At 68.3% G+C, this 23,245-nt stretch carries 26 protein-coding genes and 1 pseudogene; 6 read left to right on the top strand and 21 right to left on the bottom strand.

All coding sequences use genetic code 11. The features are described 5' to 3' along the window. The 6 genes and pseudogenes from UK23_RS20030 to UK23_RS20005 form a co-directional block, all read right to left on the bottom strand. A pseudogene (locus tag UK23_RS20030) lies at positions 1-281 on the bottom strand (hypothetical protein); the annotation flags it as partial. A 281-nt stretch (positions 282-562) separates the two neighbouring features. After that, a complete protein-coding gene (locus UK23_RS20025) occupies positions 563-1,375 on the bottom strand; it encodes a hypothetical protein (RefSeq protein WP_045313096.1) in 813 nt (270 codons plus the stop codon). 3 nt (positions 1,376-1,378) lie between these two features. Further along, complete coding sequence (locus UK23_RS20020) at positions 1,379-1,825, bottom strand: SigE family RNA polymerase sigma factor (RefSeq protein WP_082114812.1); 447 nt, start codon at positions 1,823-1,825, stop codon at positions 1,379-1,381. Positions 1,826-1,989: 164 nt separating this feature from the next. Then, positions 1,990-2,325, bottom strand: a complete 336-nt coding sequence (locus UK23_RS20015; protein WP_045313095.1) for a DUF952 domain-containing protein — start codon at positions 2,323-2,325, stop codon at positions 1,990-1,992. A gap of 62 nt (positions 2,326-2,387) precedes the next feature. Continuing rightward, positions 2,388-3,323, bottom strand: coding sequence for a DUF5926 family protein (locus UK23_RS20010; protein ID WP_045313094.1), 936 nt, complete (start codon positions 3,321-3,323; stop codon positions 2,388-2,390). A gap of 29 nt (positions 3,324-3,352) precedes the next feature. Beyond that, a complete protein-coding gene (locus UK23_RS20005) occupies positions 3,353-4,093 on the bottom strand; it encodes a glycerophosphodiester phosphodiesterase (protein ID WP_231114587.1) in 741 nt (246 codons plus the stop codon). A 90-nt stretch (positions 4,094-4,183) separates the two neighbouring features. Here UK23_RS20005 and UK23_RS20000 point away from each other — a divergent pair, with 90 nt between their 5' ends. Next, positions 4,184-5,371: a cytochrome P450 gene (locus UK23_RS20000; protein WP_045313092.1), complete on the top strand. Its 1,188-nt coding sequence runs from the start codon at positions 4,184-4,186 to the stop codon at positions 5,369-5,371. Here UK23_RS20000 and UK23_RS19995 read toward each other — a convergent pair. The 11 genes from UK23_RS19995 to UK23_RS19945 form a co-directional block, all read right to left on the bottom strand. Further along, positions 5,368-6,333, bottom strand: a complete 966-nt coding sequence (locus tag UK23_RS19995) for a glycerophosphodiester phosphodiesterase (protein ID WP_045313091.1) — start codon at positions 6,331-6,333, stop codon at positions 5,368-5,370. The genes UK23_RS20000 and UK23_RS19995 overlap by 4 nt on opposite strands. A 66-nt stretch (positions 6,334-6,399) precedes the next feature. Continuing rightward, entirely contained in the window at positions 6,400-7,305 is a 906-nt protein-coding gene (locus UK23_RS19990; RefSeq protein WP_231114586.1) for a DUF4328 domain-containing protein, read from the bottom strand. A gap of 2 nt (positions 7,306-7,307) precedes the next feature. Further along, positions 7,308-7,646 (bottom strand): rhodanese-like domain-containing protein, encoded by a 339-nt coding sequence (locus UK23_RS19985; protein WP_082114810.1) that lies wholly within the window; start codon positions 7,644-7,646, stop codon positions 7,308-7,310. 59 nt (positions 7,647-7,705) lie between these two features. Then, positions 7,706-8,515 carry a hypothetical protein gene (locus tag UK23_RS19980; RefSeq protein WP_045313089.1) on the bottom strand — a complete coding sequence of 270 codons (810 nt, stop codon included), beginning with the start codon at positions 8,513-8,515 and terminating at the stop codon, positions 7,706-7,708. Further along, positions 8,515-9,000, bottom strand: a complete 486-nt coding sequence (locus tag UK23_RS19975) for a SigE family RNA polymerase sigma factor (protein WP_045313088.1) — start codon at positions 8,998-9,000, stop codon at positions 8,515-8,517. Before UK23_RS19975 ends, UK23_RS19980 begins: the two co-directional genes overlap by 1 nt. Positions 9,001-9,114: 114 nt before the next feature. Then, positions 9,115-10,707: a cation acetate symporter gene (locus UK23_RS19970; protein WP_045313087.1), complete on the bottom strand. Its 1,593-nt coding sequence runs from the start codon at positions 10,705-10,707 to the stop codon at positions 9,115-9,117. Continuing rightward, a complete protein-coding gene (locus tag UK23_RS19965) occupies positions 10,704-11,054 on the bottom strand; it encodes a DUF485 domain-containing protein (RefSeq protein WP_045313086.1) in 351 nt (116 codons plus the stop codon). The genes UK23_RS19970 and UK23_RS19965 overlap by 4 nt, the downstream gene beginning before the upstream one ends. A 259-nt stretch (positions 11,055-11,313) precedes the next feature. Next, positions 11,314-13,113 (bottom strand): cation acetate symporter, encoded by a 1,800-nt coding sequence (locus tag UK23_RS19960; RefSeq protein WP_045313085.1) that lies wholly within the window; start codon positions 13,111-13,113, stop codon positions 11,314-11,316. Between the two features lies 1 nt (position 13,114). Continuing rightward, the gene (locus UK23_RS19955; protein WP_045313084.1) at positions 13,115-13,543 is read right to left on the bottom strand and encodes a hypothetical protein; all 429 of its coding nucleotides are present in this window, start codon (positions 13,541-13,543) and stop codon (positions 13,115-13,117) included. Next, positions 13,540-14,409, bottom strand: coding sequence for a LytR/AlgR family response regulator transcription factor (locus tag UK23_RS19950; RefSeq protein WP_045313083.1), 870 nt, complete (start codon positions 14,407-14,409; stop codon positions 13,540-13,542). The genes UK23_RS19955 and UK23_RS19950 overlap by 4 nt, the downstream gene beginning before the upstream one ends. Positions 14,410-14,472: 63 nt before the next feature. Further along, entirely contained in the window at positions 14,473-15,333 is an 861-nt protein-coding gene (locus UK23_RS19945) for a S49 family peptidase (protein WP_045313082.1), read from the bottom strand. 112 nt (positions 15,334-15,445) lie between these two features. On the opposite strand from UK23_RS19945, the gene UK23_RS52735 reads away from it, so the two are divergent. Next, positions 15,446-15,613 carry a hypothetical protein gene (locus UK23_RS52735; RefSeq protein WP_166048541.1) on the top strand — a complete coding sequence of 56 codons (168 nt, stop codon included), beginning with the start codon at positions 15,446-15,448 and terminating at the stop codon, positions 15,611-15,613. 234 nt (positions 15,614-15,847) lie between these two features. On the opposite strand, the gene UK23_RS19940 is transcribed toward UK23_RS52735, so the two are convergent. Then, complete coding sequence (locus UK23_RS19940) at positions 15,848-17,110, bottom strand: sensor histidine kinase (RefSeq protein WP_045313081.1); 1,263 nt, start codon at positions 17,108-17,110, stop codon at positions 15,848-15,850. A 111-nt stretch (positions 17,111-17,221) separates the two neighbouring features. On the opposite strand from UK23_RS19940, the gene UK23_RS19935 reads away from it, so the two are divergent. From UK23_RS19935 to UK23_RS19925, 3 genes are read left to right on the top strand one after another with little or no spacing between them, the layout of a single operon-like run. Next, positions 17,222-17,929 (top strand): (Fe-S)-binding protein, encoded by a 708-nt coding sequence (locus UK23_RS19935; RefSeq protein ID WP_045313080.1) that lies wholly within the window; start codon positions 17,222-17,224, stop codon positions 17,927-17,929. Continuing rightward, entirely contained in the window at positions 17,911-19,329 is a 1,419-nt protein-coding gene (locus UK23_RS19930; protein ID WP_045313079.1) for a LutB/LldF family L-lactate oxidation iron-sulfur protein, read from the top strand. Before UK23_RS19935 ends, UK23_RS19930 begins: the two co-directional genes overlap by 19 nt. Beyond that, a complete protein-coding gene (locus tag UK23_RS19925; RefSeq protein WP_045313078.1) occupies positions 19,322-19,900 on the top strand; it encodes a LutC/YkgG family protein in 579 nt (192 codons plus the stop codon). Before UK23_RS19930 ends, UK23_RS19925 begins: the two co-directional genes overlap by 8 nt. Here the strand turns inward: UK23_RS19925 and UK23_RS19920 are convergent. The 3 genes from UK23_RS19920 to UK23_RS19910 all read right to left on the bottom strand — a co-directional run bounded on the left by UK23_RS19920 (position 19,893) and on the right by UK23_RS19910 (position 22,617). Next, positions 19,893-20,759 carry an Fpg/Nei family DNA glycosylase gene (locus tag UK23_RS19920; RefSeq protein WP_045313077.1) on the bottom strand — a complete coding sequence of 289 codons (867 nt, stop codon included), beginning with the start codon at positions 20,757-20,759 and terminating at the stop codon, positions 19,893-19,895. The two genes, UK23_RS19925 and UK23_RS19920, sit on opposite strands and share 8 nt — an antisense overlap. A gap of 15 nt (positions 20,760-20,774) precedes the next feature. Continuing rightward, positions 20,775-21,212, bottom strand: a complete 438-nt coding sequence (locus UK23_RS19915) for a hypothetical protein (protein ID WP_045313076.1) — start codon at positions 21,210-21,212, stop codon at positions 20,775-20,777. Between the two features lie 94 nt (positions 21,213-21,306). Beyond that, entirely contained in the window at positions 21,307-22,617 is a 1,311-nt protein-coding gene (locus UK23_RS19910; RefSeq protein WP_052684831.1) for a sigma-70 family RNA polymerase sigma factor, read from the bottom strand. Between the two features lie 173 nt (positions 22,618-22,790). Between UK23_RS19910 and UK23_RS19905 the strand changes: the two genes are divergently transcribed. Beyond that, the gene (locus UK23_RS19905; RefSeq protein WP_045313098.1) at positions 22,791-23,189 is read left to right on the top strand and encodes a DUF7674 family protein; all 399 of its coding nucleotides are present in this window, start codon (positions 22,791-22,793) and stop codon (positions 23,187-23,189) included. Positions 23,190-23,245 lie beyond the last annotated feature (56 nt).

Genomic DNA, 23,245 nt, shown 5'->3' with positions numbered 1-23,245 from the left:
GCCTTGACCTCGTCGAGCGTCATGCCCAGCTTGAGCGCGCCGTAGCCGATGCGGTTGTCGACCTTGACCACGGCCTGCGGCTGCGGCTGGTTGGTCACCGTCTGCGTCACGACCGAGGTCACGGCCACAGGAGGTGGCGGCGAGGACGTCTCCGAGGTCGGAGCGGACGACGACGACGTCGCCGGCGCGGCGTTGTTCTTCGGCGCCGGCGTGGACGTGCACGCGGTCATTGCGCCGACGGCGACTGCGGCGACGAGTGCGATTTTGATCGAGCTGTTCATTTCTGTACCCCCAGGATTGTTCTCATTTTCGAGACACCCATAAAGACGTCGACACCATCCGGGGGTTGCAAACTCGAACGTCACAGAAAAGTCACGGAGAACAACTGAATTCCGGGCACGACAAATACCCCCGCAGTGCAGGGGAACAAACGGACCGAAGCCTGCCTGACCGACCTTCAAAAAACCTCTAAGCGTCCTGTAGACGCCGACGAGCTGCATGAAGAGGCACTGAGGTCCCGCCGCACCCCCAAGAGCGGCGGGACCTCAGCAAGATCAAATGATCAGTAACCGGGACAGTCGCTGGAGTTCAGACGCATTCGAACGGCCGTGACCGCGGCGCCGTCGGTTTCGAAGATGTACGACCATTTGGGTGTCGCGGCCATTTCCACGCGCAGTCCGGAACCGCTCTGCGTGGCGGTCGGGTAGGCGGCCTTCACGTCGGCCACGCTCGTGCCGACGGTGACACCCTTGCTCGTCTTGGCGTAGCTCGGCAGGGTGAGCCACACGATTCCCCTGGCGGGCGAGATGATCGCGGCGTTGGGGTCCGGCACGCTCTTCGTGGCGTACGCGGTGCACTTGCCCTGCGGGTCGGCCGCGCTGCCCGGTTCGACCAGCGATCCGGTCTTCAACGCGTCCGCCTCGGTCATCCCCAGCGCGAGCCCGTCCACCTTGCTCGGTTGTTCCGACGGAGGCGGTGGCGGCAGCGGGGTGGTCGTGCGCGGCTTGGTCGAGGTACCCGGATTGGGGTTGCCGGTGCCGGGGTTGCCCGAGCTGGGGTTCGACGGCGGAGCCGGGACCGTCACGACGGAGGTCGAGTAGACGGTGCTGGTCGACGGCGGGGTCGAGGAGGTCGACGCCACCGAGGTCGGCAGCAGTTCGTCCGCCGTGTGGTCGCCCGACGAGCGCAGCTGGGTCAGCCCGACTCCGGCACCGACCAGGGTCACCACGGCGAACGCGGTGGACACGGCTGAGCGCCGTCGTCGCCTGCGGTCCGCGCCGCGAAGCACCGCGTCGGTGGCGTCCGGAGTCGCGTGGACGTCCAGCCGATCGTCGCTGAAGAGCCTGCGCAGCTCGTCGTCGAGGTCGTCGTCCACCGGTCAGTCCCTTCCCAGGCGTGTCCGGAGACTCGCCATCGCCTTGCTGCTCTGGCTCTTCACGGTGCCGCACGAGATGCCGAGCGCGTTCGCGATCTCGGCCTCGGAGAGGTTCTCGTAGTAGCGCAGCACGATCACCGCGCGCTGCCGTGGCGGCAGTTCGCGCAGTGCTTGCCAGAGCGGTTCGTTTTCGAGCCTGCTCAGCTCGGGAGCCACGACACCGCTGTCGGGCAGGTCGGCCACGAGGTTCTCGCGACGGCGACGGCGCCAGATGCTGATGTGCGTGTTGGCCATCGCCCTGCGGACGTACGCGAGCGGGTCGTCACCCTTTCGCTGCACCGCCACCCAGCGCGAGCCGACCTTCTCCAGCACCGACTGCACGAGGTCGGCCGCGTCGTGCGGGTTTCCGGTCAGTGCATGGCCATAACGCAGAAGTCCGGGCATCGACATGCGCACGAACTCCGCGAAATCCCCCACGGCTTCCGCTCTTCCTCCGCCGCGTTCGGCGGCCAACTCCAGCTGCAGCACCGCCGTCACGGCACGCTCCCTCCCCGAAGCGACAACTGGCTTCAGGAAGTCCACGCACGAGTGAGCGGGACGGTTGCCTCACTCAATCACAGAACAGCAACGGCCTCTGGCAGAACGAACGAACCGTCAGGCTCGCACGGGAACTCGTGCACCTCAACCACCGCCGCGACCGGGATTTGCCCGTAGACGTGCGGGAACCACAGCGGCGAGTCCGCCACCGCCTCCCACCGCACCGGCACGTCGAGTACCTGAGGGTCGATCACGAGCAACAGCAGCCCGCTCTGCCCGCGGAAGAACTTGCCCGCCGTCACGTGCACGACGCCGCGGTCCGAGCAGTGCACGAACTCCTCGCCGTCGGGCGCGATCGAACCGGCCGACTGGGCAGCGGCCCAGCCGGCCTTCGAGATGATGTGGGTCAGCACTTATCCACAGCTCCCTGTGTACAACCTTGTGGACAACGCTGTGGACAGCGTTCCGGCCACCTCTAGCGCAGGGTGATCTGACGGCCCCGGAGACCATCGCGAGCACGGCGCTCGGCGTCGGTCAGCGGCTCGTCGGACGCCAGCGCCTCCAGCAGTCGCTTGCCCAGCGCCTCGGCCGGCTCGGCCCACTCGCGGGCGTGCATCTCGCGGTCGAGGTCCCACACGGGCACGAGCAGGCCATGCGCGCGGAACGAACCGGCGTACCGCGAGCCCTCGCCCAGGTCCAGCTCACCGCGGGCGGCCAGGCGCGCCATCGCGGGCACCAGCTTCTCCTCCGGCTCCGGACGGACCCAGCGCAGGTGCGCCTTGTCGCCCGCGTCGACCCAGTAGGCGGCCTTCACGCCGGGCGCGTCGAGGCGCTCGGTCGGCAGGATCGCGGCGTTCGCGCGCTCCAGCGACAGCGCGACGTCACCCGTCGGCTCGGTGCCCTCCGGCATCCACCACACGAAGTCGGTGTGCAGCACGGGGACGATCTCGGCCTCGGGGTCGAGCAGGTCCTGCAGGCGGCCGGGGTTCGTGCCGTCCTCGGGACCGACGACCGGGAGCACATCGCCGGTCTTCGCCTGCTGCGCCCACTGCAGCGCCCGCGCGAGGTCGCGGCTGATGTCGCCGGACCGCGTCTGCACCTGCAGGCCCACGAACGGCACGTCGTCGCCGCGGATCAGCCCGGCGGCGGCCATCGGCAGCACCGTGGCCAGCGTGACCTCGCGACCGTCCTTGACCGGCAGCTTCGCGATCGCCGACGGCACGAACTCACGCAGCGCGATCAGCTCGCACTCGGCGGCCAGGCCCTCGAACGGCCGGGACACGATCACGTCGGTCGCGCCGCCGGGTGCGCCGTGGCAGGCCTTGTAGCGCTTGCCGGACCCGCACGGGCAGGGCTGCTTCGGGTTGATCCCGTCCTTCGGTGCGTCCTTGACCGCGGTCCGCTTGGCCACCTCGGCCCCTCCTCAAAGTTCAGGCTTGGTCAGGTCGCCAAGTTAGCCGTCAGCAGGCGGCGGGTGTTCGCCGGGGCGTTCGTCGCGAGGTAGCGGACCCCCAGGTCACGGCACAACGCGACGTCCTCCGCGCTGTCGACCGTCCACACGTACGTGTCGTGCCCCGCGCGCCTCGCCCGATCGACGTAACCGGGGTCGTTCCTGAGCACGTGCACACCGGGTCCGGTGTAGTCCGCGAACGACGGCAGCGCGCCGCTGCGGTACCGGCCGAGGCGGTCGAGCAGCAGCACCGTGCGGATGTCCGGCGCCTGGTCGCGGAACGCCTTCACCGCGGTCGGCGAGAACGACATCATGATGATCTGGGAGTCGAGCTTGTGCTTCTTCAGCGCCTCGACGAGCTTGCGTTCGACCTCGTTGCGGTACCGGACCGGGTGCTTGGTCTCGATGAAGAGCTGCACGTTCGTGCCCTTGACCAGGTCCAGCAGCTCGTCGAGCACGAGCAGTCCGGCCGGCTGACCGTGTGCGTGCCAGCTGCCGTAGTCGAACTGCCGCAGTTCGCTGAGCGAGAGCGCACTGACGGTGCCGCGGCCGTTGGACGTGCGGGCGAGCGTGCGGTCGTGCACACACACGATCTCGCCGTCCTTCGACAGCCTGATGTCGCACTCGAGCCCGTCCGCTCCCTCTTGGAGTGCGAGCTCGTACGCGCCGAGGGTGTGCTCAGGGCGGTCGGTGGAGGCACCGCGGTGGGCGACAACGGAAGGTAGCTGCACAAGTACGAACGATAGTTCCCGCGCAACAATTTGAGTCATCAATCAAATGGACGTGGACGAAACGCGATACGCCACTTACCGTCCCGCCTTGTGACGTTCGACCAGCGCGATCCCGCGTTCATCTCCGACCCGTACCCGGCCTTCGCCGCCCTGCGCGAAGCCGGTGAGGTGCATCACCACGAGCAGATGGGCGTCGCCGTCGCCGTCTCGCACGCCGCCTGTTCGGCAGTCCTGCGGCACCGCTCGCTCGGCCGGATCTGGTCGGACGTGAAGCCGGTCGAGCAGTTCATGGCGTTCAACCTGCTGCACCGCAACTCGCTGCTGGAGAACGAGCCGCCCACGCACACCCGCCTGCGCCGCCTGGTCGCCGCCGCGTTCGGCCGCGGCCACGTCGAGCGCCTCCGCCCGTGGGTCGCGGACCTCGCCGACCGCCTGGTCGACGAACTGGTCGCGAAGATCAGCGACCAGGGCCAGGCCGACCTGCTCGCCCACGTCGCCGCGCCGCTGCCGGTCGAGGTGATCGCCGAACTGCTCGGCGTGCCCCAGCAGGACCGCTACCTGCTGCAGCCGTGGTCCAACGCCATCGTGAAGATGTACGAGTACGGCCTGCCCGCCGAGCAGCAGGAGGCCGCCGAACGCGCCGCCGCCGAGTTCGTCGCCTACCTGCGCGAGCTGATCGCGCTGCGCCGCGTCACGCCCGGCTCGGACCTGGTGTCCGACCTGGTCGCCGTGACCGACACCGACGGCGCCCGGCTCACCGAGGACGAGCTGGTCGCCACCGCGGTGCTGCTGCTGATGGCCGGCCACGAGGCCACGGTCAACGTCATCGGCAACGGCGTCTTCGCCCTGATGCGCCACCGCTCGCAGTGGGAACGCCTCTCGTCGCCCGCGATCATGCCCACCGCCGTCGAGGAGCTCATCCGGTACGACTCGCCGCTGCAGCTCTTCGAACGCACCGCCACCGAACGCGTGGAGATCGCCGGCCACGTCATCGAGCCGGGCCAGAAGATCGCCGCGCTGCTCGGTGCCGCCGCCCGCGACCCGTTGGTCTTCGAGGAACCCGATGCCCTCGACGTCGGCCGCGAGAAGAACCAGCACCTCGGGTTCGGCATGGGCATCCACTACTGCCTGGGCGCACCGCTGGCCCGCATCGAGGTGGAGGCGGCGCTGTCGTCGTTGCACCGCAAGCTGCCCGGCGCGGTGCTGGCCGAGGAACCCGACCGGCGCGCGGAGTTCGTGATCCGCGGGCTGCACTCGCTGGTGCTCGCCGCGGGCTAACGCGGGTAGCGCCTGGGAAGCTTGAAACCGCGCTCCTTCAGGACGTTCCGCAGCCGGTCCGGGTAGTCGGTGATCAGGCCGTCGGCCCCGGTGTCGATGATCTCGTGCATGCGAGGCACGTCGTCCACGGTCCACGGGATGACGACGAGGCCTTCCCGGTGGGCTTCGGCGACCAGTTCCTTCGTGACCATCGTGTGCACGGGCGACAAGGCCTTCGCGCCGAAGCTGCGGACCGCCTTCGCGACGCTGCCGCCGAAGTCGTCCAGGTTCAGGCCGCCGGTCCACGGCGAACCGGGCCGCAGGAACTCCGGCTGCGTGAGGGCGACCAGCGGCAGGCGCGGCTCGACCTCGCGCATCCGCATCAGCGTGCCCCAGTCGAACGACTGGATGGTCACGTTGTTCAGGAAGCCGCTTCGCCGGATCTCCCGGACGGCGCGCTGCACGAACTGCTCGCGCGGCGCGGTCTCGTGCGGTGCGGCGGCTTCGACCTTGGTCTCGATGTTGAAGCGGATGCCCCACGCGCGGTGCTTGCGCGCCAGGTCGAACAGCTCGGCCAGGGTGGGCATCCTCGCGCCCGGCGAGAGTTCCTGGTCCGGGTACTGCGACCACCGCGTGCTGCCGCAGTCGAGGGTGCGGACCTGCGCGAACGTCAGGTCCTTCACGTACTTGCCGGCGTAGGGGAAGTCGGGGTCACCGGGGAACGCGGGCTTCGTGTCGAGGCACTTGTCCGGGTTCGTCCTGCGGTCGTGGGTGATGACCTCACGGCCGTCCCTGGTGATCTGCAGGTCGAGCTCCAGCGTGGTGACGCCGAGTTCGAGTGCCTTGCCGAACGCCTTGAGCGTGCTCTCGACCGTGAGGCCGATGCCGCCGCGGTGGGCCTGCAGGTCGAATTCCCGGTGGTGCGCCTGAGCCGCGCCTGGTGTGGCCATTGCGATCACCAGAGCCCCGATGAGTGTCCGCATCCACCCAACCTGGCACTCACCAGCAGCGCCCGGAAGGTCCTTGAGGACGAACGTCGCCTGAACAGATCAACGGGGCGAGCCGGACGCGCGGAATGACCGCAGCGGGGGCTCGGGAGCGTCCTTCACCTCGAGGACGCGCATCAACCGCACGGACGCGGCGTCGACCGGCAGCAGCAGCGTGGTGATCCGCCGGACGACCAGCGCCGTCGTCACCGCCACACCCGCCATCACCAGGTCGCTCAACGCGTGCAGCAGCACTCCGTCGGCCAGCGCCTGCGTGCTCTCCCGGAACGACCACAGGACCGTGATCACGAACATCAGCCCGGACCCTGCCCAGAAGCCCCACCACCAACGCAGCAGCTTCGACGGCTGGGGACGTTCGCCGGCCGGCCTGCGCGCCACGGCGTGTTCGAGCTCGGCGAGCACCGAACCGGGCACGACGAGGTTCATGCCGGGCACGACCAGCCCGACCAGGGCCTGTTCGTCCGAACGGGACGGGCCGTAGCCCACGAGAGAAGCGGCCACGTTGCGCGCGCGCCGCACCCACATCAGCGTGAGGACCAGCGACAGCAGACAGCCGACGATCATGATCACCGAGGACGTCACCACCAGCGCGTCCGACGCGCTGACGACGCCCGCGGAGAGCGCGCCGTAGCGGCTCAGCGCGACCAAGACGTACCGCCAGACCTCGGACAACGCGGCCCAGACCGCGACCGCGCCGAGCAGCCAGAGCGAGTTCTGCGCGGTCTTGCCGAGGCGCCGCACGCCGTCGACCGAGTCGGCCTGCTCGACCGTGCCGGGCACCGCCGTCGGCCAGCGCCACGCCAGCAGCGGGAAACCCCAGCGCGGCGGGACCGGGTAGTTCGGCGGGCCGCCGTAGGACAGCCGCTGCGACCGCCGCGAGGGCTGCGGGTACGCACCGGGTGGCGGAGTGGCCACCCAGTCCACGCGCATCGGCTGCAACGGCTGCACGATCAGATGACCTCGGGTTCCATGCCGTCGACGCCGCCCTCGAGCGGGCGACCGTGCGCGTCCCAGTGCTGCATGCCGCCCTCGACGTTGACGGCCTCCCAGCCGTTCTCGTTGAGGTACTGGGTCACGCGGGCGGAACGGCCACCGGCGCGGCACACGACGTAGAGCTGCACGTCGTTCGGCACCTCGTCGAGGCGCGCGCCGATCTCGCTCATGGGGATGTGCAGCGCGCCGGGCGCATGGCCCGCGTCCCACTCGTCCTGCTCGCGCACGTCCAGCAGGACGGCGTCTTCCGGCAGCACGGCGGGAACGTCAGCGATCTCCACGCTTGGAACAGTCACGCCCTAGATGTTGCCATGCCGGAGGTTGCACGGACGTGAGCCTCCGGCACGGCACACCCTCAGGCCACCCCCGCGATGGCGGGCCCGAGACTCGCGAACTCCGCCTCGGTCAACGGCAGAGTCGGTCTCGTGACGCGGCCGGCGCTGTTCACACCGGCGTTGAGCTGCTCGACGCGGAAGACCTTGCCGTCCGGCCGGAAGACGTAGAGGACCTGGATGGTCGACTGTTCCGGCACGTTCGTGCGCGCGTCGTTGAGCTGGTAGACGGTGCCGTCCGAATCGACGGACCGCAGTGGCGGGTCGCAGGTGCCGGCCGCCCACACCGCGTCGTCCGCCGCGGCGACGGGGCTGCCGGTGAACGAGCCCACAGCGAGCCGGACCGTGCCTGCGCCGACGCTGTCCCTGATCTCGACCTTGAACACGTCGGCGACGTCCTCGACCAGGCTGGAGTCCACCAGCGCGCTCGGGACCAGGTCCGCGATCCGGCTGCGCCAGGCCCGCATCTTGTCGTTGGACAGGCGCTCCTTCCCCACTGTCGGCGCTCTCCAGCCGCCGCACGCGATCTCGGGGCTCTTCGGGTCCAGCAGGGTTCGCCGCGGCAGGTTCACGCGTGGCCAGTCGAGGTTGTGCACGACGACCGCGGGGCCGAGGTCCGGGTCGCCACCCCCGGCTGGGCTTTGCGGCGCCGCGAGGTTCAGCGTCGTGGCACCGACACCGATGCCGGCGACCACCGCGAACACCCCCAGCACGGCACCCGCGCGCTGGGCGAACACCCTGCGGCGGCCGCGCCGGAGCACGTGGTCCAACGTCGTCGTGGGAGGCGGAGCAGGTGTGTCGAGAGCTCCGCGCAGCTTCTCTTCGATGTTCATCAAGCACACTCCGAGGGAATCGGCTCGCCGTACGCCTCGCGGAGCGTCGCCAAACCTCTGGCTGTCTGACTCTTCACGTTGCCGGTCGAACAACCCAGCTCAGCGGCCGTCTGCTCGATCGACAGGTCGTGCACGAACCGCAGGACGAGCGCGGCCCGCTGCTTCGGCGGCACCCGGAGCAGCGCCGCGTTCAGGTGCGCGTCGGGATCGTCGTAGCCGCCGGCGACCCCGCGTTCGGGCAGTTCGGCGACCGGGTCCTCGCGACGACGACGCCTGCTGTCGAGGAACAGGCGCGTCACGATGGTGCGGACGTAGGCCTCCGCTGTTTCGCGCCTGATGCTCGGCCACTTCGCGTACGCCTTCACGAACGCGTTCTGCGCGAGCTCTTCCGCCTCCGACCAGTCGCCGCACAACGCGTACGCGGTGCGCCGGGCCCAGTCGAACCTGCTCGTGAAGAACTCCGAGAACTCCTCGTCCCGTCGCACTCCGGTCCCCCATGCTTTCGCTGCTTCGCGTTGAATACGCGGCCGGCGCCAGCAGGGTTGCACGCACGAAAAACGGGCCGCCCCGAGGGGACGGCCCGTTGTCGTAGAGCAGAACTAGTGCGCGATGGCCTTCTCGGCGCCCGCACCCGTGAGGGAGCGGACCTCCATCTCGGCCTGCTTGACGGGGTCGGCCTTGTCCTTCGACAGGATCGTGCCGATGTAGCCGAGCAGGAACGCGACGGGGATCGAGACGATGCCGGGGTTCGACAGCGGGAACAGGTCGAAGTCGGCGTTCTTGAACATCGAGGTCGGCGTGCCGGAGACGGCGGGCGACAGGATGATCAGGGTGATCGTCACGATCAGACCGCCGTAGATGCTCCACAGCGCGCCCGAGGTGTTGAACCTCTTCCAGAACAGCGAGTAGAGGATCGTCGGCAGGTTGGCCGAGGCCGCGACCGCGAACGCCAGCGCCACGAGGAACGCGATGTTCTGGCCGTTGGCGATGATGCCGCCGCCGATGGACACGAGGCCGATCACGATCGCGGTGAGGCGGGCGACCTTGACCTCGGAGTCCTTGTCCTCCGCCTGGCCCTTCTTGATGATGTTGGCGTAGATGTCGTGGGCGAACGACGCCGACGCCGTGATCGTCAGTCCGGCGACGACCGCGAGGATGGTCGCGAAGGCGACCGCCGCGATCAGGCCGAGCAGGATCGGGCCACCGAGCTCCAGCGCGAGCAGCGGAGCCGCGGAGTTGGCCTTGCCGGGGGCCTTGTTGATCGCGTCCGGACCGACGAGCGCACCGGCGCCGTAGCCCAGGACCAGCGTGAACAGGTAGAAGATGCCGATCAGCCAGATCGCCCACACGACCGAGCGACGGGCTTCCTTCGCCGTCGGCACGGTGTAGAAGCGCATCAGGATGTGCGGCAGACCCGCCGTGCCGAGGACCAGCGCGAGGGCCAGCGACAGGAAGTCCAGCTGCGTGGTGCCGTTCTTGCCGTACGCGAGGCCGGGACCGAGGAGCTTCTCGCCGACCTTCGGGGCCTTGTCGACCGCGGCACCGAGCAGCGACGACAGGTTGAAGCCGTACTTGCCGAGCACCCAGAAGGTCATGATCGCGGCGCCCGCGATCAGCAGGCACGCCTTGATGATCTGGACCCAGGTCGTGCCCTTCATGCCGCCGATGAGCACGTAGGCGATCATCAGGGCGCCGACCACGGCGATGACGATCGCCTGGCCACCCGTGCCCGTGATGCCGAGCAGCAGGGCCACGAGGCCACCGGCACCGGCCATCTGGGCCAGCAGGTAGAAGAACGAGACGGCCATCGTCGACGTGGCGGCGGCGGCGCGGACCGGACGCTGGCGCATCCGGAAGCTCAGCACGTCGCCCATCGTGTACTTGCCGGTGTTGCGCAGCAGCTCGGCGACCAGCAGCAGCGCGACGAGCCACGCCACCAGGAAGCCGATCGAGTACAGGAAGCCGTCGTAACCGTTGAGGGCGATGGCGCCCGCGATGCCGAGGAACGACGCGGCGGACAGGTAGTCGCCCGCGATCGCGATGCCGTTCTGCGGGCCGGTGAAGGCACGTCCGGCGGCGAGGTAGTCGGCAGCCGTCTTGGTGTTGCGGCTCGCCCGGATGACCACGAACAGCGTGATCAGGACGAAGACACCGAAGATGCTGATGTTGAGGATCGGGCTGGACTCGTTCACTTGCCGTCTCCCTCGATCTCACCGCGGAGCTTCTCCGCCAACGGGTCGAGGTTCTTGTTGGCGTGCCGCACGTACAGCGTCGTGATCACGAACGTCGACACGAACTGCAGCAGGCCGAAGAGGAGCCCGACGTTGATGTTGCCGAACACCTTGGTCGACATGAACCCGTGGGCGTAGTCCGCGAGGAGCACGTACAGCAGGTACCACGCGAGGAACAGCCCGGAGACCGGGAACACGAACTTGCGCAGCCGGTGCTTCAGCTGGGCGAAGTCATCACTTGCCTGTACGTCGACCCACTTCTGCGCATCGGGGGCCGACTCGCTCGGGGTGTGCTCAACGGTGCTCACAGTCCCCTCCTCGCCGTACTCGTCGTAGGTGTCAGCAACGTGACGTGCACGTAATGCCTCCAGGTGCGGTCCTGTTCTTGGTCGAGAACCGTATGGAGACTTGAGTCACTCAGGTAAGACCCCGTTCGGGCCGTTGCGCCAGGCAGTCGGGTGAAGCGACGAACGGTCAGTATGCGTCGACGAACAGCACGCTGCGTGACCAGATTCACCGTTCACCGATTCGAGTGACCAATTTTCACCCATTTGAAACGCTGGTTACTCAGCGCGTTCGACTAGCTCCCCTGCGCTTGTCGTCGGCCTGCCGTGCCTTCTCCTCCGCGGTCCCGAAGCGGGCGATGTCGCGGTCCCGGATGAACCCCAGCGGGTCAGGCGCGTGCAGCCTCAGCAAGATCTGGTTGACGTCCGCCGGGGCCCGTCTGCGGGTCGCCTTGCTGACCACGATCATGGTCATGAACGCGATCGGCACCGTGATCAGCGCTGGTTGGGTGAACACGGTGGGCGCCCAGCGACCGGTGTAGGAGCTGACGACGCTGATCACCTGCGCCGTGATCACCATGCCCCCGCCGACGACGAGACCGCACACTGCGCCCACCCAGGTGAGTCCCCTCCACCAGATGCCGAGGACCAGCAGCGGGCAGAAGGTCGATGCGGCGAGCGCGAAGGACATGGCCACGGTCAGTGACGCATCGGAGCGCGGAAGCAGCAGAGCAAGACCAATTGCGACGAGTCCGGTGAACACGGTTGCCCACCGGAAGTCACGAACCTTGCCCGGCATGATGTCCGTCGAGACCACTCCCGCGACGGAGACGACGAGCCCGGAACTGGTCGAGAGAAACGCCGCGAACGCACCCGCCGCGACGATCGCTCCGAGGATCTGGCCGCCCAGGTTCGGCACCATCGTGCTCGGCAGCATCAGCACCGCCGCGTCCGTCTTCCCGTTCACCAGCAGCTGCGGCAGGTAGAGCCGGGACAGCACGCCCAGCACCGTCGGGAAGATGTAGAAGAGGCCGAGCAGGTAGAGCACGTGCAGTGCCGTGCGACGGGCCGCCTTGCCGTCCGGGTTGGTGTAGAAGCGGACCAGGACGTGCGGCAGGCCCATCGTGCCGAGGAACGTCGCGAAGATCAGCGAGTACGTCCTGAGCAGGTCGGAGATGCCGCCGGTCTGCGGCCGCGTCCAGTCGTGGTTGGTGGTCGGCGAGCCCTCGACCACCGGAACCGGGCTGCCCGCGGCGAACTCCATGACCGTGCCGGGGCTGAGCTCGTAGACCCCGCGGCCCCAGAACACCTTGCCGTCGGCTTCCCTGCCGTCGATCTCGCCGCGCACCTTCAACGTGAGCGGCTCGTCGACCCTGACCTTGATCACCTGCTCGGCCACGGTGATCTTCTCGGCCTGCGGGAACCTGACCACGCCCTCGTCGCTGATCGGCTGCGTGCCGCGGTCCGGCGAGGCCAGGAACACCACGAACAGCACGAACGTCGGCGCGGCGATCGCGAAGAGCTTGCCCCAGTACTGGAACGCCTGCACGAGCGTGATCGCGCGCATGCCGCCGCCGAGCACGTTGATCACCACGATGACCGTGACGATCAAGCCGCCGAACCACGCGGGCAGACCGGTGATCGTCGTCAGCGTGAGGCCCGCGGACTGCAGCTGTGGCACCAGGTAGAGGACACCGATGCAGACCACGAAGAACGTGCTGAAGTGCCGCACGTTCGCCGAGCCCAGCCTGGCCTCGGCGAAGTCGGGCAGCGTGTAGGCGCCGGAGCGTCGCAGCGGCGCGGCGACGAACAGCAGCAGCGCGAGGTATCCGGCGGTGAAGCCGATCGGATACCAGAGCGCGTCGATGCCGTCCTTGAGCACGAGCCCGGCCACGCCGAGGAACGACGCCGCGGACAGGTACTCGCCGGAGATCGCGGCGGCGTTGCGGGTGGCCGGGATCGCCCGGCGCGCCACCAGGAAGTCCGGGGTGGTGTTGGCCTTGCGGGACCCGACGTAGCCGAGCAGGAACGTGACGGCCGCGACCGCGACGATGGCGCTGAGGCTCCAGATGGTGGCGTTCACGTCAGCGGTCGACCATGTTCACGAAGTCGCGCTCGTGCCGTTCGGCCTGCCTGCGGAACACCCAGCCGACCCCGTAGAGGATCGGGAAGGGCGCCAGGCCGAGCACGAGCCACGGGATGCCGATGCCGAGGATCTTGAGGTCGCCGATCTGCGGGAACAGGTAGAAGGTGATGGGCAGCAGGCACATCCCGATCAGGACCGCGAACGCGAGCCCGAACGCGGAGCGCAGCTGCTGCTTGATCAGGTCGCGCACGAGCTTCTCACCGACGCTGGTCTGCTCCTCCAGCTCGATGATCGTGCGCAGCGACTTGCCCCTGGTCTTCGCCGAGTCGTTCAGGACGACGCGGCGGCGGCGTGGACGGCCGCCTTGCTCGCCAAGCCAGGCCTCGCGGGCGGCCTGCTCGGGCTTTCCCGCGTCGTGCCTGCTCACCAGCCGCTCTTCGGCGGTCGCACGATGCGTTCCTTGAGCTCCTTGGTGTGCCGGCGGCTGACCGGGAGCTCCTTGGCGGTCTCACCGGAACCGATGACCACCGCGTAGCCGTTCGCCGTCATGCGCAGTTCGCTCACCAACGGCAGCGCGACCAGGTACGACCGGTGGATGCGCACGAACCCCGCGTTGGCCCAGCGTTCTTCGAGTTGCGCCAGAGGGATGCGCACCAGGTGGCTGCCATCCTGGGTGTGCAGGCGGGCGTAGTCGCCCTGCGCCTCGACGTACCGCACGGACGCGCGCGGCACGAGCTTGATCGTGCCGCCCAGCTCGACGGGGATGACCTCGTCGTCGGTCGGCTCCGCGGGCAGGGCCTGCGCGCTCGCCGTCGTCGAGGCCTGTGGTGCGGGGGTGCGGCCCACCCGGTCGGCGACCCGGGAGATCGCCTTCAGCACGCGCTCTTCGTTGATCGGCTTGTTGATGAAGTCGAGCGCGCCGACGTCGAACGCCGTGACGAGCGCGTCCCGTTCCTCCACGCCCGTCACGAAGACGAGGGCGGGTGGGTAGCGGAAAGCACTGAGCACCCGTGCGAGATCCATGCCGGACAACCCGGGCATGTTGATGTCCGCGAACACCGCGTCGACCGGCGGCAGGCCGGCCTTGGTCCTCGCCATGACCTCCTGCTCGTAGTCACCCCTCAGGATGCGCAGAGCCTCGGCGGCGTCGAAGGCCGTGAGGACGCGCCGGATGTGAGGACTGCTCTCGAGCAGGAACTTGATCTCGCTCAGGCCAGGAGCCTCGTCATCGACTGCGAGGACGAGGAGACCGGCGTTGTCATGGGTACTCACTGTGTCGGGCATCTTGCCCATCAATGTGCGGTCATGTCTACGCCGGGGTAGGCCTCGACACGCCCTGCGAAACCGAACTGATGCTCACAGCCCGAATCGGGACCAGCGAGCACGTTCTTCGATGCTCGCCAGCACCTGCGTCACGAGATCGCCCGATCGGGTGGACGCGGCCGCGAGCCCGAGCTTGGCCAGCAACGGCTTCTTCGACTCGACGACGGTCAGCTCGGCGTCCGGGAAGCGCTTGGCGATGACGCTCCGGATCGTCCCGATGCCGTCGACCAGACCGAGCTGCTGCGCCTTGGTACCGGTCCAGATCTCGCCGCTGAAGAGATCCTCCTCGGTCTTCAGCTTGGCGCCGCGGCGTTCCGCGACCCACGCCTTGAACTGCTCGTGCAGATCGGCGTGCAGCCCCTTGAGCCACTCGACGTCTTCCTGCTTCTCGGCCTGGAACGGGTCGAGCCTCACCTTGTTCTCACCCGCGGTGTAGACCCGTCGCTCCACCCCGGCCTTGTCCAGCAGGCCGTTGAGCCCGAAGCCCGCGCTGACCACGCCGATGGAACCCACGAGGCTCGTGCCGTGCGCGTAGATCTCGTCCGCCGCGCACGCCAGCCAGTAGCCGCCACTCGCCGCGACGTCCTCGCAGAACGCGAGCACCGGCACGTGCTTCTTGGTGGCGAGCTCGCGGATGCGCTCGGCGATGAGGGCGGACTGCGTGGGCGCGCCGCCCGGCGAGTTGATGAGCAGTGCCACGGCGATCAGGCGCTCGTTGTCGAACGCGCGGTTGATGGCGCTCTCGACGTTCTGGAGGCTGATCGTGTTGCGCGCGACCGGCGAGGACTGCGGGGTGATGACCCCGTGCAACCGCACCGCGGCGACGACCGGCGGCCGCTCACCCCGGTCCATGACCCTCGGAAGGCGGGCCGCGATCTTGTCCGTGACGCTCATGTACTCGACAGTACGTGCGTTTCGTGGGCACGCGGGAGCCCAACTGCGCTGTCGGTTGCTCCCGCGTGACTTGGAACACGTACTGCTGTGGGGATACTGCTAGGTTCGGCGTGTGACGTTCAACCCGATCCGCTGGCTCGAACGCTATGTCGAGTGGTGGGACGACCGGGGCCGGCAGAACGCTGCCGGGCCTACGCCGATGCACATCTACTGGATGTGGGTGAGCTGGAGCGTGTGCGCCGTCGTGCTGATCACGACTTTGGCCGTTGCCGCACGCTGACCTGCGGTGCTGATCAGCACTTGCAGCTGTTGAAGCCCTTTGCAGTGCACTTGATGCAGACGCGGACGCGCTCGGGTGCTTGTTGTTCCTGCAATTGATGTTGCCCTTAACTCGCGGCCGGCCTCGACCATCGGGAGTGCCGGCTGTTCATTGGTCAACACCACAATCGGCACGATCCGCGCCTGGGTTGAGCATGATTGAGCGTGCAACTTTCCGACCCGTTCCGGGGATGTCTCAGGCGCGGACGACCGGCTGCTCGTTCGTCATCGGCTCGTCCGTCATCTGCGAGCCGATGTTCAGGTTCGGCAGCACGTTCCGCGCGAACTTCGGCACCTTCAGGATGACCTTGGTGCCCGCGTTGGGCGCCGTCTCCACGACCAGGGCGTACTCGGCGCCGAACACCGTGCGCATGCGGTCGTTGATGTTGCCGATGCCCACGTGCGCGCCGGTCTGGTGGGCATCCTTGATGTCGTCCAGGCGGTCCGGGTCCATGCCGACGCCGTCGTCCTCGACGCTGATCAGCGCCTCGTTGCCGTTGTCCTCGGCGGTGATCGTGAGCATGCCGCCACCGGGCTTCTTGGCCAGACCGTGGCGCACCGCGTTCTCGACCAGCGGCTGCAACACCAAGAACGGCAGCACGACCTGCAGCACCTCGGGAGCGATGCGCAACCGGACGTTCAACCGGGATCCGTACCGGGCCTGTTCGATGGTCAGGTACCTGTGAATGTTGGTCAACTCATCGGCAAGGGTCGTGAACAAGCCGTCGGTGCGGAACGAGTAGCGCGTGAACTCGGCGAACTCCTGCAGCAGCTCGCGGGCGTGCGCGGGGTCCGTGCGGATCAACGACGAGATGGTGTTCAGGGCGTTGTAGACGAAGTGCGGCGAGATCTGGGCGCGCAGCGCCTTCACCTCGGCCTGGGCCAGCGCCTGCCGTTGCTTCTGGACGACCTCCAGCTCCAGCTGGGTCGACACGAAGCGGGCCGTCTCCTCGGCCATCCGGATCTGGCGCTTTGAGGCAACACCCGACACCACGATCAGAGTGCCGGCCACGTCGCCCTCGACAACGAGCGGGACCACGACAACGCTGTGCAGGGAGCACGGACCTTGCAGCTCGCAGCCGAGCTTGCGGTGGTCGACGTGTTCCTTGTGGCAGTTGTTGATGGCACGGGCGACCGTGTCGCGGAGGTACTCGTAGTGGTCGTTCGCGCCGCCGTCCCACGACAGGACGGTGCCCTCTTCGTCGGTGATGGCGACCGCGACGCACCGCAGCATCTCGCGCAGGTGGGGTGTGGCCTTGTTCGCCGCCTCCTCCGTCAAGCCCGCGCGGAGGTCGCTCGACGCCCTGGACATGCGGTCGAGCATGTCCATCACAGCATCCTCGACGGAGGTGCTGACTCGTCGAGCGCGGCACAGCATCACGAAGAGGCCCAGAACGGCCAGGGTCGCGATGACGCCGAGCACAGCGCGCTCGGTCAACAGGTCGCCCACGCTGCACATGCTGTGCTGTGGGGCACCCCTATAGCAAGAGGCGCGCCCGGCGTACCCCCGTACGGTCCACCGATCCGGGTAGACATCCGATGAATTTGGGGAGAGGGTGTGCGCGTGAGAGTGGCCCTGTTCGCGACCTGCCTGACCGACACGTTCTTCCCGTCGACGGCACGTGCTGTGGTTCGTCTGCTGGAACGGCTCGGCTGTTCGGTGGAGTTCCCGCTCGACCAGACGTGCTGCGGGCAGATGCACTTCAACACCGGCTATCGGGAGCATTCCAAGCCGTTGGCGCGTAAGTACACCGAGGTCTTCAGCGGCTACGACTACGTGGTTGCGCCATCCGGGTCATGCGCGGGCATGGTCCGGGAGATCCATCCCACGCTGGGTGAGTCTCCGCCGCGCACGTTCGAGCTCGCCGAGTTCCTCGTGGATGTGCTGGGCGTGACGGACGTGGGCGCGTGGTTCCCCCACCGGGTCACCTACCACCCCACCTGTCACTCGCTGCGCATGTTGGGCGTCGGGGACAAGCCGATGGCGCTGCTCAGGGCGGTCAAGGGACTCGATCTGGTGGAACTGCCGGACTCGACGCAGTGCTGCGGCTTCGGCGGCACGTTCGCGGTGAAGAACGCCGAGACGTCCACGGCGATGCTCGCGGACAAGATGCGGTGCGTGCTCGACACCGGCGCGGAAGTGCTGTCCGCCGGTGACAACTCCTGCCTCATGCACATCGGTGGTGGCCTGTCGCGGTTGCGCGCGGGCGTCCGGCCGGTGCACCTGGCCGAGATCCTGGCTTCGACCGAGGAGGACCCGTGGCGCGCAACCCCGTGACCTGGCTGGGCAGCCCGACGTTCCCCAAAGCGGCGAAAGCGGCTTTGAACGACACCCAGCTGCGGCAGAACCTGCGCAAGGCGACCGGGACCATCCGCGGGCGCAGGGCGGCAGCCGTCGCCGAGATGACCGACTGGGAAATGCTCAGGGTCGCCGGCGAGCAGATCAAGGACGACGTCCTGGCGCGCCTCGACACGCTCCTGCTCCAGCTCGAGGAGTCGGTCACAGCACGCGGCGGCGTCGTCCACTGGGCACGCGACGCCGAAGAGGCAAACCGGATCGTGCTCGACCTGTGCCGGGCCGAGAACGCGCAGGAGGTCGTCAAGGTCAAGTCCATGGCCACCGCCGAGATCGGGCTCAACGAAGCCCTCGAAGCCGGTGGCGTGCACGCGATCGAGACCGACCTCGCCGAACTGATCGTGCAGCTCGGCGACGACCGTCCGTCGCACATCCTGGTGCCCGCGATCCACCGCAACCGCTCGGAGATCCGCGAGATCTTCCAGCGCCGCATGGGGGTTGAGGTCAGCGACGAACCGGCGGACCTCGCCGAGGCGGCGCGCGTCTACCTGCGCGAGAAGTTCCTCACCACCAAGGTCGCCATCTCCGGCGCGAACTTCGCCGTCGCCGACACCGGGTCGATCGTCGTGCTGGAGTCCGAGGGCAACGGCCGGATGTGCCTGACGCTGCCGGACACCCTGATCACCGTCATGGGCATCGAGAAGCTCGTGCCGACGTGGCAGGACCTCGAGGTCTTCCTGCAGCTGCTGCCCCGCTCGTCCACCGCGGAACGGATGAACCCGTACACGAGCGTGTGGACCGGCGTGACCCCTGGCGACGGCCCGCAGAAGTTCCACCTCGTGCTGATCGACAACGGCCGCACCGCGACGCTGGAGGATTCCGTTGGGCGCCAAGCACTCCGGTGCATCCGGTGCTCGGCGTGCCTCAACGTCTGCCCGGTCTACGAACGCACCGGCGGCCAGTCGTACGGCTCGGTCTACCCCGGCCCGATCGGCGCGATCCTGACGCCGCAACTGGTCGGCGACATGCACGACCCGCTGGCAGCATCACTTCCTTACGCCTCTTCACTTTGCGGCGCGTGCTTCGAGGTCTGCCCGGTGCGCATCGACATCCCGTCGGTCCTCACGCACCTGCGCGCCGAGGTCGTGGAAGCCAAGGGGCGCACGGCGGAGTCGGTGGCGATGGCCGCCGCCGCGTGGATGTTCGCGTCGGCCTCGCGGTACGAGAAAGCGCAGAAAGCCGGTTCTCTGGCCCGTTTCCTGGCCAAGGACGGCAAGATCACGTCCCTGCCCTGGCCGGGGTCGAAGTGGACGTCCTCACGCGACGTGCCCGCCCCGCCGGCCGAGTCGTTCCGCACGTGGTGGAGGAAGAACCGTGGCTAGCGCGAAAGAAGAGATCCTCCAGCGCATCCGCAACGCGAAGCTGCCTGCAACGCCGGAGACAGTCCGCGGCTACAACCGGACGGGCGAAGGTGGCGTCGAGCTGTTCGCCGAACGGGTCGCCGACTACCGCGCGATCGTGCACGCCGTCAACGACGTGCCCGAAGCGCTGCAACGTCTCCAGGGCAAGCGAATCGTTGCTCCACAGGACGTTCCGCCGGAGTGGCTGATCGACGGCGTCACGTGGTTGCACGAGCCGTTGACGATCGAGGAGCTGGACCAGGCGGACGGCGTGCTGACCGGCTGCGCGGTCGCGATCGCGGACACCGGCACGATCGTCCTCGACGGTGGTGAGGCACAGGGTCGCAGGGCGCTCACCCTGCTCCCCGACTACCACCTGTGCGTGGTGCGCGCGGACCAGATCGCGGCGTCGGTGCCGGAAGCGTTGCAACGACTGGAGCCCACGAGGCCGTTGACGTTCATCAGCGGACCGTCGGCGACGAGCGACATCGAGCTCAACCGGGTGGAGGGCGTCCACGGCCCTCGCGCCCTGGAGGTCCTGATCGTCACTTGAGCAGGCGCGACAACCGGCGGTCGGCCAGCGGCTTGCCACCGGTCTGACACGTCGGGCAGTACTGGAACGCCTTGTCCGCGAACGACACCTCACGAACCGTGTCACCGCACACGGGACAGGGCAGCCCGGTGCGCGCGTGCACCCGCAACCCCGACCGCTTCTCACCCTTGAGCCGAGCCGCGTCCTGTCCAACAGACCGTGCGACGGCATCGGTCAGCGTGCTGAGCATCGCCTCGTGCAGGTGATCGAGCTGTTCGTCGTTCAACTTGCCCGTGGTCGCATACGGCGAGAGCCGGGCCATGTGCATGATCTCGTCGGAGTACGCGTTGCCGATGCCCGCGATCAGCGACTGGTCCGTCAACGCCGTCTTCAACCGCTCGGTGCGTCCGCGCAGCAGGTCCTCGAGCTGTGTGCGGGTGATCCCGAGCGCGTCCGGGCCCAGCCGCGCGATGCTCGGGATGGTCTTAGGGTCGCGCACGATCCAGGCCGCGAGCCCCTTCTTCGTGCCGGCTTCCGTCAGGTCGAACCCCGGCCCCTGACCGGGCGGGCCGAGGTGCACGCGCAACGCCAGCGGACCACGGCCCTGCTTGGGCGGCGGCGCGGACATGGTGTCGGCCCAGCGCAGCCAGCCGGCCCGAGCGAGGTGGACGACCAGGTGGAGGCCGTCCGCGACTTCCAGGTCCAGGTGCTTGCCGTGCCGGTGCGCCGCCACGACCTCCTGGCCGTGCAGCGCGGTCCACGGCGGGTCGAACGTCTTGAGCACCTGCAGTGACGCCACGTCGACGCGGTGCACGGTTCGGCCCACCGCGTTCTCACGCAGGTGGTGGACCAGTGCTTCTACCTCAGGTAGCTCGGGCACCGGTCCAGTGTCGCATCAGTCGACGGGTTGCAGCGGGCCCTCGACGTCCGGCAGCGAGTGCATCTCGATCGTGCGAGCCACGCGCGACGCCTCCTGGCGCACCGCGAGAGGACCGCGGACCGACCCGATCCACCGCTCGGGCGGCAGTTCGTCGGCCGTGGCCTTGCTCTCCGCGACCAGCGTGTGCGGCCTGCGCAGCGCCCAGCGGACCGGGAAGAACGCGAACAGGAAGATCAGCGCGAGGATCAGCCACGCGGGCACGACGACCTGCTCCGGCGTCCACGCGATGAGCACCACCGTCATCACCACGAGCATCCCGGCCATCATTATCCCCGGCAGGATGCCACCGCTGACGTCGTGCTCGAAGTCGTCGGACACCTCCGGGTTGCGCCACTCGATGCGGCTGTGGACCGTCCACATCCGCCCATCGGCACCGCGCACCAGCCGCGTCATAAACCCGTCTCCCACGCTCGGTCGGTTCTGGTCAAACCGTACCCAACGCGGGGAGAGCCTTGTGGGTGAACTCGCCCTACCTTGATCGTCACCGTCAGTCTTCGGCGGGCGCCTTCGGGTAGAGCGTGATCGTCGTGGTCGTGGTCTGCGGGGACGAGCACGGGTCCGGAGGCGGGTAGACCGGCTCGGACGACGAGGGCGGCGTGTCCAGCGACCTGATGCCCCGCGCGGCCGTGGTGGACACCGAGGTGATCACCGCGTTCGAGGACGACGACTGCACGACCGGCAACGCGCGCTCGGTCGGCGGGTCCTTGCGCTCCGAGACGGGCGGGGGCGGGTTGGACGTCGTCTGGCGCACGGTCTCCTGCTTCGGCGCCCCACCGGGGTTGACGACGTTCTGCTGCGGCTGCGGCCGCACCTGCTCCTGCTGTGCCTCCGGTGCGGGCGCGGCCACGATCTCCTGGCTGCGGCCCGAGCTGGAACCCGGCGTGCTCATGGCGATCACCGGGTGCTGGTCCGGCTGCAACACGGCCGCACCTGGACCGCCGTTGAACACCGCGGCCATCGTCCCGAACAGGCCGATCGTGGCCACACCCGCCGCCACGACGGCCATCTTCGCCTTGCTGATCAGCATCTTCCCGGCGAACGCGAACCCGAGCGTGGACGGCACGATCAGGAACGCCGAGTTGGCGCGCAGGGCCGCGCAGACCTCGTTCAGCTCGATGTAGAGCTGTGAGCAGGAAGAACACGTGTCGAGGTGGGCGCGGATCCGGCGTTCCTCGACGCCCTGGACCCCGCCGGCGGTGTAGGTGCCGAGCTTCGACCGGATCGCCGCGCACGACGAACGCCCGTCGTCGGCAGCGAGGTGCGCCTGCAGGTACGCCGCACGCAGGCCTTCCCGCGCGCGGCGGGCCAACGCCGACATGGCGTTCGGCGAGAGACCGAAGTGCGGTGCCACGGAGGCGGGGCGCTCGCCCTCCACCTCGACGCGCCACAGCACGACCCGCCACCGTTCCGGCAGGCTCGAGAAGGCTCTGGTGATCAGGTTGTGCTCGGCGCGGCGGTTCGCGTTGTCGCCCACGGGCTCCACGCGGCGGCCCAGTTCCTCGTCCTCCACCGGGACATCACGCCGGCGACCGCTCCACTCCCACGCAACGCGCCGCGCGACCGTCAGCAGGTAGGTGCGCACGTGGTCGGTAGGACCACTTCCGCGCCTGATCGCCTGCAGCATCCGGAAGAACGCCTCGGCGGTGAGGTCGTCAGCTTCGGCCGCCTCGCGGACGTGCCTGAGTGAGAAACGGCGGATCGCGTCCGCGTGCCGGGAGAACAGTTCGCCGTAGGCCGAGTCGTCTCCCTCGCGCACCCTGGCGAGCAGGTCCCGGTCGACCTCGTTCTCGTCGACCATCACAGGTTCAACATGCCACAAGGGGCCAGAACTGCTCCTGGATGAGAACAGGTCGATATACAAGACCATCCGATAGTCGTGGGCTGATCAGCGCAACGCATTCGGTGACGAGACGGTCACAGGTGGGCGTCGGCCCGTCGGCCGAAGAAGATCCAGCGACTATCGTCACGCCCGTGGTGGACTGGCGGGAACGCGCTTCGGCCCTCGTGCCGGAACTTCGTGCTGTCGCCATGACCGAGGAGTGGTCCTGCCACGTCTTCTTCTCCGAGCTCTCCCAGCTGGCCGCCGAGGCGCACCGCGAGCAGGACGACGACGTGCTGCGGCGCGCGTACGGGTTCGCGCACTGGTGCTTCCACCAGCAGGAGCAGTTCCTGGAGAACGCGGCGTTGATCAGTTTCTACGAGCACGTGTTCGACGACTGGGACCTCCGCGAGGAAGTCGCCGCCTGGTTGCCGGTCGACGTGCTGCCCAAGGTCAGGGCGCTGTGGGAGTGGCGCTGGCCCAAAGAACAGTTGGACGAGGTAGATCAGCTGTTGGCGGGTTTGCAACCCCCCGGTCGAGACGCCGTCTGACCCTGTTGTATAGTTCTTTCCCGTAAGGCAGTGCGGATGTAGCGCAGTTGGTAGCG

This window comes from Lentzea aerocolonigenes (assembly GCF_000955955.1).
In the GTDB taxonomy this organism is placed as follows: Bacteria; Actinomycetota; Actinomycetes; order Mycobacteriales; family Pseudonocardiaceae; genus Lentzea; species Lentzea aerocolonigenes_A.
The sequence above is the reverse complement of the archived record's forward strand: the minus strand, read 5'-3'. Positions and strand labels throughout refer to the sequence as shown.

Coding starts and splice junctions, on each gene's coding strand:
- UK23_RS20020 (WP_082114812.1), bottom strand. CDS start 1,825: ATGTCGATGCCCGGACTTCTGCGTTATGGCCATGCACTGACCGGAAAC.
- UK23_RS19995 (WP_045313091.1), bottom strand. CDS start 6,333: ATGCGGACACTCATCGGGGCTCTGGTGATCGCAATGGCCACACCAGGC.
- UK23_RS19980 (WP_045313089.1), bottom strand. CDS start 8,515: ATGAACATCGAAGAGAAGCTGCGCGGAGCTCTCGACACACCTGCTCCG.
- UK23_RS19950 (WP_045313083.1), bottom strand. CDS start 14,409: ATGGGCAAGATGCCCGACACAGTGAGTACCCATGACAACGCCGGTCTC.
- UK23_RS19945 (WP_045313082.1), bottom strand. CDS start 15,333: ATGAGCGTCACGGACAAGATCGCGGCCCGCCTTCCGAGGGTCATGGAC.
- UK23_RS19940 (WP_045313081.1), bottom strand. CDS start 17,110: ATGTGCAGCGTGGGCGACCTGTTGACCGAGCGCGCTGTGCTCGGCGTC.
- UK23_RS19915 (WP_045313076.1), bottom strand. CDS start 21,212: ATGACGCGGCTGGTGCGCGGTGCCGATGGGCGGATGTGGACGGTCCAC.
- UK23_RS19910 (WP_052684831.1), bottom strand. CDS start 22,617: ATGGTCGACGAGAACGAGGTCGACCGGGACCTGCTCGCCAGGGTGCGC.